Consider the following 11,634-nt stretch of genomic DNA (forward strand, 5'->3'; position numbering starts at 1 on the left):
GAGCGCCCCCACCCCGCTCGCCGCCCGGGCCGTCCCCTCGTCTCGGCCGTAAGCCGCCTGAGCCCACGACATGATCCTGCCCAATCTCACCCTGGCAGACTTCCTCCCGCTGATTCCCGCCATCATCCTGGTGGTGGGAGCCTGCATCCTGCTCCTGTCGGAGGTGTTCCTCAGCGCCACCGCGTCGCGCTCCTACCAGGCCGTGCTCACCGTGGTGGCGGCGGTGGCGGCGGGCGCCGTGGCCGTGGCCTCCATGTTCGAGCCGGCGCACGAGGCGTTCCTCGGCTTCGGCGTGCTGGACCCCTTCTCCAGCTTCCTCACCTTCGTGGTGTGCGTGGGCCTGGGCCTGGCGGCGTTGAGTTCGGTGAGCTTCCTGCGCAAGCGCGGGGCGGAGCGCGGTGAGTTCTACGCGCTGATGCTCTTCGCCGCGGCGGGCATGAGCCTGCTGGCGATGTCCAACGAGCTCATCACCCTCTTCGTCAACCTGGAGGTCCTCTCCATCGCGACCTACGCGCTGACGTCGTACCTGCGACGTGGCACGCGGCCGAGCGAGGCGGGCTTCAAGTACTTCATCCTCGGCGCCTTCTCCTCCGCGGTGCTGCTGTACGGCGCGGCGCTCCTGTACGGCGCCACCGGCACGACGAAGCTGACGGCCATGGTGGGCCCGCTGTCCGGCGCGCTCGCCACCCAGCCGGCGCTGGTCTACGCGGGCCTCATCCTCCTGGGCTCCGGCTTCGCCTTCAAGGTCGCCGCGGTGCCCTTCCACATGTGGACGCCGGACGTGTACGAGGGTGCCCCCACCCCCGTCACCGCGCTGATGAGCGCGGGCGTGAAGGCCGCGGCCTTCGCGGCGCTGGTGCGCGTGTTCCTCACGCTGGGCAAGGGAATCGACCCGCACCTGCCGCTGGTGCTGTTCTCCACCCTCGCCTTCCTCACCATGGTGGTGGGCAACCTGCTGGCGATTCCGCAGCGCAACGTGAAGCGCATGCTGGCGTACTCGTCCATCGCCCACGCCGGATACCTCCTGGTGGGCGTGGCGGCCTTGTTCGTCACCGCGCCGGGCGAGCAGTTCCGCCTGCTGGGCCCGTCCGAGCTGACGGGTGGCTCGCCGGTGGAGCTGGCCCGCTCGCAGGCGCTGCGCGGCATCCTCTTCTATCTGCTCGCCTACACCTTCAGCGCCGTGGGTGCCTTCACCCTGGTGTCCGTGCTGGAGCGCCGCGAGGACGAGGAGAAGGGAACCGCGTGGGACTTGGAGCGGTTCAGCGGGCTGGCGCAGCGCCGTCCGGGCTGGGCCGTGGCCATGGCCACCTTCATGCTGTCGCTGGGCGGGATTCCTCCCACCATCGGCTTCATGAGCAAGCTGCTCATCTTCCAGAGCGCGGTGGACTCGGGCCTCATCGGCCTGGCCATCGTCGGCGTGCTCGCCAGCGCGGCGGGCGCCTATTACTACCTGCGCGTGGTGGTCTACATGTTCATGCGGCCCGTGCCAGAGGGCGCCCAGCCGCTCGAGCGGAGCTGGTCCACGGAGCTGGCGCTGGTCCTCTCCACCGCCGCCGTGGTGGTGTTCGGTATCCTCCCCGGCCCCATCACCGCGTGGCTGGAGCAGGCCAGCAGCATCTTCGGCCAGTAGCCCTCGCGGGGCTGCCTGCCCCGTGGTTGTTCCCACGCCCGCCCCGGCCTCGTGCTCGGGCGGGCGTCGTCTTTTCCGGGGCCCGCCACGAAGCGCGCGCTACGGCTCCGGAAGCGCTCCACGCAGCTCGAAGGTCTCCAGGCTCACGCCGGCTCCCGCGTCGCGCAGGATTCGCTCCAGTGGCGCGTCATCCGTCACCACCACGCCCATCGATTCGCGCGAGGTCCCCAGCAGCGAGAAGGCGCCCTCCAGCAGCGCCCGCGCATGAGGCAGTGAGGCCGCGAAGAAGGGAAACAACACCGCGCCACCCGAGCGCACGTCCATCATCCCGAGCGGCGCCTCCTCCACACCATCCTCGCGCGCCAGCCGCAGCAGTCGGTGCGAGGCCAGCGTCGCGTAGCGCGCCAGCTTGCCCGGCATCATCCCGAAGGCCCCCGTCAGCGGCGCCCAGTCACCTGCCTCCAGGGGCACCACCACCAGCCCGCCAGGCACGGGCGGAAGCGCGGCCACCTGGGCTCGCGTCACCTTCAGGTTGATGCCCTGGCGCGCGCGCCTCATGCCCAGCGAGGTGTACAGCCCCAGGGCCGCGACGTTGTCCCGCTTCACGTTGAGGGCCCAGCTCCGACAGCCCTGCTCCCGGAAGCGCTCCGCCACCCGCTCCATCAACCAGCGCCCCAACCCCCGCCGACGCGCGGAGGGCGCCACCACCAACTGCCCCACGTAGCCCAGCTCTCCCAGCGCGTCCGTCGACGTGTACCCCTCCACCCCACCCGGCCCGTCCACCAGCAGGGTGCGGGGGGCCACCTCATGGGCCCACATGGAGGCGGACGGAGGTGGTTCGTCCACCCCCAGCTCCGCGAACAACCTCACGTAGGTTTCGTAGTCAGAGGCCCGGCCAGGCCTCAGGGCCCACGCACTCGGCTGCCGTCGCGCTTCCACCGCCATCAGGCATTCCTCCGCGGAAGGATGGAGCGAACACCGACGCGGGCGGATTTCAACGGCCAACAGCACAAAAGAAGGCGGCCCGACACTCCACAGGGGAGGGTCGGGCCGCGGGTCTTCTGAAGGTGACTCACCGGAAGTGCTGAAGGGGTGGGGGGGAACCGCCTTCAGCCTCGCTTCGATGTGTCCCGCGTGGAGCTATAGCAGTCGTCGTGCCAAGAGTCGTTTTGAGACAAACTCCAGTTTTCTCAGGCACTTAGAGGTCCACCAGACACTGGCCAACCTCGGCGATTGCATTGCAGCCCTGAAATCGACTTGCAGAACTGAAAATTCTCAATGATTTCAAGCGCCTGTGTTTTTCACCGATGAACCTCGTTCATTTCGGATCTGAATCCACAGGTGCGCAAAAGTTACACGTCCAACTCCACCCTACTCCCGGACCGCCTCGCTGGGCGGGCGGAGGTTGAGGCGCTTCATCTTCCGCCACAGCGTGGTGGAGGAGACGCCCAGCTCGTCCGCGACGCGGGCAAGGTCCACGCCATGGCGCTCCAGGGACTGGGCGATGGCGCGGCGCTCGGCCTCTTCCACCACCTGGGCCAGCGTGGGGCCTCCGCTCGTGCCCGAGCCCAGGCCCAACTGCCCGTCCAGGGCGCTGAGGCCAGATGAGCCGTGCGCGGGCGACAGGCGGGCCTGTCGCAGCGGGAAGTCCTCGGGCAGCAGCTCGTCGCTTTCGGCGAGCGCGGCGGCCTGCTCCACCAGGTTCTCCAGCTCGCGCACGTTGCCAGGGAAGTCGTAGCCCATCAGGTGCGTCACGGCGGAGGCGGACAGGCGCCGGGGGTTGGGGCTGCGGGCGTTGGCGCGCTCCAGGAAGTGCTCGGCGAGCGCGGGCACGTCCTCCAGACGCTCGCGCAGGGGGGGCACGCGCAGCGTCACCACGTTGAGGCGGTAGTAGAGGTCCTGGCGGAAGCGCTTCTCACGCACCTCCACTTCGATATCGCGGTTGGTGGCGGCGACGGTGCGCACGTCCACGCGCAGCGCGGTGGACTCGCCCACGCGGCGGACTTCACCCTCCTGGAGGGCGCGCAGCAGCTTGGACTGGAAGGTGGGGCTCGTCTCCGTCACCTCGTCGATGAAGAGCGTGCCGCCATCGGCCTCCTCGAAGAGGCCGCGGCGCGCCTTCACCGCGCCCGTGAAGGCACCCTTCGCATGGCCGAACAGCTCGCTCTCCAGCAGGGACTCGCTGATGGCGGCGCAGTTGACGGGCACGAAGGAGCGGCTCTTGCGACGGCTGTGCGCGTGGAGCGCCCGGGCCACCAGCTCCTTGCCGGTGCCGCTCTCGCCCTGGATGAGCACGGTGGCGTCGCTCTGGGCCACGCGCATCAGCCGCGAGGTGAGGTCCCTCATGGCCGCGCTGCGCCCCACCAGCGCGGACAGGCCGTGGCGCTGGTTGAAGTCGGTGGCGAGGTTGTCCACGTCGCGCAGGAGGCGCGCGCGCTCCAGGGCGCGCTCCACGCGGTAGCGCAGCTCGCTCTCCTTGAAGGGCTTGGTGACGTAGTCGTAGGCGCCCAGCCGCATCGCCTCCACCGCGCTCTCGATGGAGCCGAAGGCCGTCATCATGATGACCTGGAGCCGGGGGGCCACCTCCAGCGCGCGCCTGAGCAGCGTCAGCCCGTCCATGGGCTCCATCTTCAAGTCCGTCAGCAGCAGGTCCATGCTGCCGCCCGACAGGTGGGCCAGGGCCTCCTCACCCGTGCCCGCCTCGAAGACGGTGTAGTGCTCGGCGCGCAGAAGCAACGCGGTGGTCGCGCGCATGTTGCGCTGGTCGTCCACGACGAGGATGCGTCCACGGGACGGCGGGGTGTTCGCGTCAGTCATGGGAAGGACGGGGGCTGCGAGAGAGGAAGGCGGAAAGTGAAGGTGGTACCGCGACCGGGGACGCTGTCCACGGCGATTTCGCCTCGATGTTCCTCGAGGATACGTTTGACGACAGCCAGGCCCAGGCCCGTGCCCTGCGCCTTGGTGGTGAAGAAGGGTTCGAAGACGCGGTGGAGCAGCTCGGCGGGAATGCCCAGCCCCTGGTCCGCCACGTCGATGCGCAGCTGCTCACGCCCACCATGCGCCTCCCGTCGAGCCCGCACCTGCACCCTCCCGCCCTGCGGCATGGACTGAATCGCGTTGACGGCCACGTTGACGAGCGCCTGGCGGATGAGCCTGCGGTCCATGGGCACCGGCGGCAAGCCGGGCTCCACCTCCGAATCGATTTGCACGGGCCGGTCCGTGCCACCGCCCTGCACGCGCGCCGCCTCCAGCGAGTCCTGGAGCACTCGGCCCAGGTCCTCGTGCTGGAGCACCGGGTTCCTGGGGCGCGTGTAGTCCAGCAGGTCGCCGACGATGCGGTTGAGGCGGTCGCTCTCCTCGCCCAGGATGTCCAGCAGCATCCCCGCGTCACCCGCGGGCTCCAGCAGCCGGCGCAGCGACGCCACCGCGTTGAAGATGACGCCCAGCGGGTTGCGCACCTCGTGCGCGACAATCGCGGACAGCTCGCCCAGCGCCGCCAGTCGCTCGCGCTTCACCATCTCCGCGCGCGTGGCGGCCAGCTCCGCGTAGCTGGCCCACAGCGATTCGTACAGGCGCGCGTTGGCGATGGAGAGCGCCAGCTGGCCACACGTGGCCTCTGCCAGCTCGACGAGCTGGGGGCTGAAGCCCCGGGTGCGCCGCGTGTCGTCCACCAACACCACGCCAATGAGCTCCTCGCGCGAGGTGAGCGGCAACGCCAGGAGCGCCTTCTCGCCGAAGCGCTGGACGAGCTGCGGGTTGAAGCCTCCGCCAGAGGCCTCCACGTCCTCGATGGCCACCGGCCGCCGCTCGCGCGCGGCCCGGGCCGCCACGCTGTCACTGCTCAGCGACAACACCACCGTGCGGAAGAAGTCGCGATGGGCCGCGGAGGCCGCGGCGCCCCGGAGCACCTTGGCGCTCTCGTCGTACAGCATGATGTAGCAGTTGGACACGTCCAACAGGTGGACCAGGAAGTCCGAGGCCACGTCGAGGATGCTGGAGGTCTCCAGCACGCCCGACGTGGTGCGGGCCAGGTCCAACAGCAGGCGCGTCTCCGTGAGCTGCCGCCCGGACTCCGAGCGCAGCCGCCGCTGCTCCAGCAGCGTCACCAGCAACTCCGACAACGTCCCGAGCAGCCGCACGTCCCGCGCGTCGAAGGGCCGGTCCGGAGCACGCAGGACCTGGAGTACCCCACAGACTTCTCCGCCCCGAGCCAGCCGCACCGCCGCGCCACTGCCCAGCGCCCCGCCGGAGACTTCGCGCAGCACCGCCGCCTGCGCCTCCGTGGTGAGGTCTCCATCCAGGGCGTCCGGCACCGAGGCCCCCATCACCCGGCTCAGGCGGTCCACGGCCCCCGGGGAGACACCGCTCTCCGCCAGCCCGAAGTGGGCGGTCAGCTCCAGCGGGCCCTCCTCGCCACTCGTCAGGTGCAGCACGGCGGCCTCCGCCAGCAGCAGCTCCGACACGCGCGACAGGAAGTCCTCCGGCGTGGGGGGAATCGGCCGCGCCACGAAGCGCGCCATCTCCGCGACGGCGCCCACTTCCCACCGGCTGCGGGTGCTGTCCGCCTGCACACGCGCGTCCGTCAGCGCCGCCCCCACCACCTTGGCGAAGAGCGTCAGCACCGAGCCGTGGCGAGGCGCCACCCAGGGCCCCTCCACGCGCAGCACCTCCACCTGGGGCCCACCCACCGGCAGGTACACATGCGTGGGCGAGGCCCGCTCCGCGCCACCGAAGACAGGGCGCCCGTCCGACAGCGCCTCCAGCCCCAGGTACACGTCCACCGGAGGAGGCCCCCCGTCGAGCGCGTGCAGCCGCATGCCGTCCCACCGCAACAGCCGCACCCGGAAGCCCGCGGCCTCCAGGCCCTTGAGCGCGACGCGGCGCACCGCGTCCTCGGAGTGCGCGGACACGAGGCCCGCGGAGGTCTCCACCAGTCGCTCGGCCACGGACAGCTCGGTGGGCCGGTCCACCATGGGAAGCAGGTTGAGCAGCAGCGCCCGCCCCCCGCTCTCGAGCGAGAGATGGGACGCGTAGAGGGCCACCTCGCGGGTGACGCCGTCCGCCGAGGGCACCTGGTACAGCTGCGTCGCCGCCTCCATGGGCACGCCGGACTCCAGCAGGCGGTAGCGCTCGACCAGCCGGCTGCGGTCCTCCGGCTGGACGAAGTCCATGATGGAGCGCCCCTCGACCCGCTCCCGGGGAAGCCCCAGGAGCGCGAGGTACGCGTCATTCGCGGCGAACACCCGTCCGTCCACCACCGCGAGCACGGGGTTGGCGAAGGGCTCGATGAAGGCGCGCAGCGACGCCTCGCTGTAATGCCTCGTGCTCATCCGCGACGCAGCACCCGCTTCTCGCCCACCCGGAGCGTCACCTTCTCCCGGTCGAAGTACTCGGACAGAGGGATGACGAACTTGCGGCTCTGTCCCACCAGTTCCTTGAAGGCCTGGGTGGTAATTTCCTTCTTCTCGCGCAGGTGGGCAACCAGCCGCTCCCGAAGGGCGCCCAGCGCCGCCGCGTCGAAGCACAGCTCCTCGCTGACCTTCACCACCCTCCCCTCGGCCACCAGCACCTTCATCAGCTCTCGCAGGCGGGGCACCGGGAGCTGGAGCTTCTGGGACAGCTCGCCCTCCGTGGGCGGGGCCAGTCCCGTCGCGGACAGCTCCGCGGCGAGCCGCGCCCGGGCCGCCTCGTCCCCCAGCGACAATGCACGGCCGCGCCCCTTCAGACGCACGAGGTCCCGGTCCACCTCCAGCTTCCCGGTGTCCCCCAGTCCCTGCAACACCCGCTGGAAGGCGCGAGCGTCCAGCTCGGACGACAGGCGCTGCCGCAGTTCCTCTCGGGACAGCCCCTCGCGCAAGGGCTCGCGCTCATGGAATGCGGCCAGCAGTGCGAGCGCTCGCCCCTGCAGTCCCTCGAATACCTCGCCGGACAGATACAGCCGCTTCTCGCGGTCCAGCAGCAACGCCGCGCCCCGCGTGCCCGACAGCTCCAGCGCGCGCGTCAGCACCCGAGGCCCCAGCCCGGAGCGGCCGAACAGCTCCTGCTGCGTCAGTCCGCGATAGCCCGCCTGCCGCAGCAACCAGGCCACCTGCCCCGCCGGGTCCGCCTCTCGCAACGGCGCCACCACCGCCGAGCCCCCCTTGCGGCGCCGAGGGGGCACAATCGACAGCACCCGTCCGCCCGCGAGCGTCGCGCCCCGCCCCGGCAGCGCGCGCGAGCCCCGGAGGATGAAGCGCTGGCCCACGAGCGCCGCCACCGGAGCCTCCAACCGGAGCTGCGCCAGCGTCGTCTCGCCAGGCTCCAGCCGCTCCACGTCCAGCAGCGCCACCGTGGCCTCCACCTGGGAGGTGCCCAGGTGCAACAGCAGCTTCCTGCGACGCGGCAGCGGCGACTCCGCCGTCGGCAGCAGCGTCAACTCCACGTCCAGCATGCGCGTCTCGGGCAGCTCTCCCGAGCGCGTCAGCACCTGCCCTCGGTGGAGTGACTCCGCCTCCACGCCCGGCAGGTTCACCGCCGCGCGCTGCCCGGCCTCCACCTTCTCCACCGCCCGCCCGTGCACCTGCACGCCGCGCACGCGCAACGGGCCCGGCTGTCCCGGCAACAGCGACACCGCGTCGTCCACCGCCACCGTGCCCGACAGCAACGTGCCCGTCACCACCGTGCCGAAGCCCTTCAGCGTGAAGACGCGGTCCACCGGGAGGAACGTCGGCCCCTCGGAGGGACGCTTCGCCAGCGCCCCGGCGGCGCGGCTGAGCGCCGTGCGCAGCGCGTCCAGTCCCTCCCCCGTGCGCGTCGAGCAGGGCACCACCGGCGCCCCCTCCAGGAACGAGCCCGTGGTGAGCGCGGCGAGGTCCGCCTCCACCAGCACGCGCCACTCCGGCCCCGGCTCCGCCAGCAGGTCCGACTTGGTGAGGGCGACGACACCGGCGCGCACGCCCAGGAGCCGGCAGATGTCCAGGTGCTCGCGCGTCTGGGGCATCACGCCCTCGTCCGACGCCACCACCAGCACGGCCAGGTCCACGCCGCCAGCGCCCGCGGCCATCGCCTTCACGAAGCGCTCGTGGCCGGGCACGTCCACCACGCCCGCCACCGTGCCGTCATCCAGCGTCAGGTGCGCGAAGCCCAGCTCCAGGGTGATGCCCCGACGCTTCTCTTCCTGGAGCCTGTCCGTGTCGATGCCGGTGAGGGCCTTCACCAACGACGTCTTGCCGTGGTCGATGTGGCCCGCGGTGCCGACAATCATCGCCTCACCACGGCACCGCTCACGCCCCCGCCTTGTCCGGGTCCTCTTCGAAGCGCGCGTCGCCCGCGCCAGGCGCGTAGTCCCACGGGAAGACGACGAGCGAGCCCGTGGTCAGCCCGGCGAAGTCCGGGGCGAACCCCTCCGGCTTCGCGATGAGGCACGCCGTCGACACCTTGGTGGCGCCCGCCTCACGCGCCAGCGCCGTGGCCAGCGACAGCGTGTCGCCGCTGGACGCCACGTCGTCGACGATGAGCACGCGCTTGCCCTTCAGCTCGCGCGGCATCTCCCCGCTCGTCTTGGGGCCGCCCTTCGGACGCCCCTCGTCACCCCTGTCCCGGCTGCGACGGCTGATGCGCACCGGGAAGAACGCGCAGCCCAGCGCCGAGGACAGCGCGCCCCCGACGAAGACGCCGCCGTGGGCCACACCCACCACCGCCTCCGGCTTGAACGTCTTGCGGATGGCATCGGCCAGGTGGTGCACGGCGCGGTCGAAGTCCGCCCACGTCAGCTCCTTCACGCCCGCGGAGCGCTTGCGCGACTGGTCCTTGCCAGTGGGCTGACGCGGCGCTTCCACCTGCGGCGCCAACACCAGGTCCACGGGAATGGAGACGAGCTTCTGCGCCTGCTTGCGCTCCGCGGCGGACAACGACGCCGACGACGGCGCGACACGAGACTTCGGAGAAGTCTTCTTCGAGGAGGACTTCGCGGTGGGCTTGCGCTTGCCCTGGGCCTTGGGCCCGGGCGCTGCCCGCTTGGTGGCCACGGCGGTGAGCTCCGGCTGGGGTGCGGCCCCGTCATACCCCGAGGACCGCGCCCTGGCCACATCCCGCTGAAGTCCCCGTCCTCGACGCGTCCGAAGACACGTCGAGGTGCCGGCCCACCTCAGGCCGCCAGCTTCTCCTCCACCATCCGGTCGGCGACCTGCTCCGGACGCAGACCGGACTCCTTCGCGCGCCGCAGCACCGTGTCGATGGTGTCGAAGATGTTCGCCGCCCGGGCATACGCCTTCTCCCGGTCATACCCCGCCCACTCCTGAGCCACGTTGATGAGGCCCCCGGCGTTGGCCGCGTAGTCCGGCACGTAGAGGATGCCCCGGCTGGCGAGCTGCTCGCCGTGTCGCATGGTGAGCAGCTGATTGTTCGCCGCTCCACACACCGCCTTCACCTTCAAGAGTGGCAGCGTGGCGTCGTTGATGGCGCCGCCCAGCGCGCAGGGCGCGTACACGTCCGCCTCCATGCGGTGCAGGGTGTCCGCGTCCACCGCCGTGGCGCCGTACTCCTTCACCGCGTGCGCCACGCTCTGGGCGTTGATGTCGCTCACCCAGACCTTCGCGCCGCGCTCGTGCAGTTCCTTCACGAGGTACATGCCCACGTGGCCCACGCCCAGCACCGTGACGCGCAGCCCCTTGAGGTCCGGCCGGCCGAAGACGTGCTTCGCCGTGGCCTCCATCGCGCGCGCCACGCCGTACGCCGTCACCGGCGACGGGTCTCCGCTGCGCTCCTTCAGGCCGACGACATTCTTCGTGTGCTTGCGCACGTGCTCCATGTCGTCCGTGCTGGTGCCGCTGTCCTCGGTGGTGATGTAGCGGCCGCCGAGCGACTCCACCGCGCGACCAAAGGACTCGAACAGCTTCGCCCGGTCGAAGTTGCCACGCGGCAGCATGATGACGGCCTTGCCACCGCCGTGCGGCAGGCCCGCCAGCGCCGCCTTGTAGGTCATGCCTCGCGCCAGCCGGAGTGCGTCCGCGACGGCCTCCTCCTCGCTGGTGTACGTCGCCAACGCGCGCGTACCCCCCAGCCCGGGACCGAGCCGCGTGTTGTGCATTCCGACGATGGCCCTCAGGCCCGTCCGGGAGTCGCTGAGCAGATGGACGGCTTCGTAGCCGCCCTCGAGCAATTGCGTGAAGTAACTCATGGCGCGCGGCCTCTACCGAGGCCACGCACCCAAGTCAAACCGTGCCGCTCGCCAGCATGCTTCGAATTTCCTCTCCTGGAATGACATAGCGCGTCGTACAGAATTGACACGTTGCTTCCGCTTGTCCTTCTTTCTCCAGAAGGTCCTGCAGCTCCTCGCGTCCCATCGCGAGCAGCGCGCGCTTCACGCGGTCCTCGCTGCACGAGCAGCCGAAGCGCAGCGGATAGCGGGACATCACCTCGAAGTCCGCCTCCGGCAACAGCGCGCGCAACACCGCGGCCCCACCCGACGCCGCGTGCGCCAGGAGCACCGACGGGGCGTCATGACGCAGCCGCTCACCGAGCGCCTGGAAGGCCTCCAGGTCCGCGCCGGGCAAGGGCTGGATGAGCAGGCCGGCCACCACGCCCAGGGACTCCGTCTTGCCGTCGACCTGGGCCGGCAGCTGCGCCAGCACCAGGCGCGACGGGAGCTGATCCGACTGATGGAAGTAGCGCTCCAGGTCGGCGGCGAGGTCGAAGTGCTCCAGCTCCACCGACGAGCGGTAGTGCTCGCCTCCGCCCAAATCCCGCAGCACGGACAGGAAGCCCTTGTTCCCCAGCACGGGGCGCCAGAGGTACTGGTCGCCGCCACCGCCCACGTACTCCACGAGGGTGTTCTTCACGTAGCCCCGCACGAGGCCGGACGTGTCGCCGTCCACGAAGAGGCCCCGCAGCGGCCCGTCACACTCCACCTGGAGGTTGACGCGGGAGTCGCCCTTCTGGAGCGCGCCCAGGAGGGCGGCGGCGGTGAGGGCCTGGGACAGCAGCGCCGCGGCGGCGGGGGCCGTGTGGTGGCTGTCTCTTATACA

8 protein-coding genes are annotated in these 11,634 nt (G+C 70.8%); 1 reads left to right on the forward strand and 7 read right to left on the reverse strand.

Annotation, left to right across the window (positions count from 1 at the left end; genetic code table 11):
* Positions 1 to 70 precede the first annotated feature (70 nt).
* The gene (locus FJV41_RS43805) at positions 71 to 1,630 is read left to right on the forward strand and encodes an NADH-quinone oxidoreductase subunit N (RefSeq protein WP_141648587.1); all 1,560 of its coding nucleotides are present in this window, start codon (positions 71 to 73) and stop codon (positions 1,628 to 1,630) included.
* 99 nt (positions 1,631 to 1,729) lie between these two features.
* Here the strand turns inward: FJV41_RS43805 and FJV41_RS43810 are convergent, their stop codons facing one another.
* From FJV41_RS43810 to hslO, 7 genes are all read right to left on the reverse strand, one after another.
* A complete protein-coding gene (locus tag FJV41_RS43810) occupies positions 1,730 to 2,500 on the reverse strand; it encodes a GNAT family N-acetyltransferase (RefSeq protein ID WP_246137799.1) in 771 nt (256 codons plus the stop codon).
* Between the two features lie 501 nt (positions 2,501 to 3,001).
* A complete protein-coding gene (locus tag FJV41_RS43815; protein ID WP_141648589.1) occupies positions 3,002 to 4,447 on the reverse strand; it encodes a sigma-54-dependent transcriptional regulator in 1,446 nt (481 codons plus the stop codon).
* Positions 4,444 to 6,960, reverse strand: coding sequence for an ATP-binding protein (locus FJV41_RS43820; protein ID WP_141648590.1), 2,517 nt, complete (start codon positions 6,958 to 6,960; stop codon positions 4,444 to 4,446). Before FJV41_RS43820 ends, FJV41_RS43815 begins: the two co-directional genes overlap by 4 nt.
* Entirely contained in the window at positions 6,957 to 8,873 is a 1,917-nt protein-coding gene (selB, locus tag FJV41_RS43825; protein WP_141648591.1) for a selenocysteine-specific translation elongation factor, read from the reverse strand. Before selB ends, FJV41_RS43820 begins: the two co-directional genes overlap by 4 nt.
* A 19-nt stretch (positions 8,874 to 8,892) precedes the next feature.
* Positions 8,893 to 9,636, reverse strand: coding sequence for a phosphoribosyltransferase (locus FJV41_RS43830; RefSeq protein ID WP_141648592.1), 744 nt, complete (start codon positions 9,634 to 9,636; stop codon positions 8,893 to 8,895).
* A 119-nt stretch (positions 9,637 to 9,755) separates the two neighbouring features.
* Positions 9,756 to 10,787 carry a Glu/Leu/Phe/Val dehydrogenase family protein gene (locus FJV41_RS43835; RefSeq protein WP_141648593.1) on the reverse strand — a complete coding sequence of 344 codons (1,032 nt, stop codon included), beginning with the start codon at positions 10,785 to 10,787 and terminating at the stop codon, positions 9,756 to 9,758.
* A 34-nt stretch (positions 10,788 to 10,821) separates the two neighbouring features.
* The gene (gene hslO / locus FJV41_RS43840) at positions 10,822 to 11,631 is read right to left on the reverse strand and encodes an Hsp33 family molecular chaperone HslO (RefSeq protein WP_246137800.1); all 810 of its coding nucleotides are present in this window, start codon (positions 11,629 to 11,631) and stop codon (positions 10,822 to 10,824) included.
* Between the last annotated feature and the right edge of the window lie 3 nt (positions 11,632 to 11,634).

The sequence above is a fragment of the Myxococcus llanfairpwllgwyngyllgogerychwyrndrobwllllantysiliogogogochensis genome, from assembly GCF_006636215.1.
GTDB classification, from domain to species: Bacteria; Myxococcota; Myxococcia; order Myxococcales; family Myxococcaceae; genus Myxococcus; species Myxococcus llanfairpwllgwyngyllgogerychwyrndrobwllllantysiliogogogochensis.

What these genes read in the sequence shown, in the direction of transcription:
- FJV41_RS43820 (WP_141648590.1), bottom strand. Translation starts at nt 6,960, where the DNA reads ATGAGCACGAGGCATTACAGCGAGGCGTCGCTGCGCGCCTTCATCGAG.
- FJV41_RS43805 (WP_141648587.1), top strand. Translation starts at nt 71, where the DNA reads ATGATCCTGCCCAATCTCACCCTGGCAGACTTCCTCCCGCTGATTCCC.
- selB (WP_141648591.1), bottom strand. Translation starts at nt 8,873, where the DNA reads ATGATTGTCGGCACCGCGGGCCACATCGACCACGGCAAGACGTCGTTG.
- FJV41_RS43835 (WP_141648593.1), bottom strand. Translation starts at nt 10,787, where the DNA reads ATGAGTTACTTCACGCAATTGCTCGAGGGCGGCTACGAAGCCGTCCAT.
- FJV41_RS43815 (WP_141648589.1), bottom strand. Translation starts at nt 4,447, where the DNA reads ATGACTGACGCGAACACCCCGCCGTCCCGTGGACGCATCCTCGTCGTG.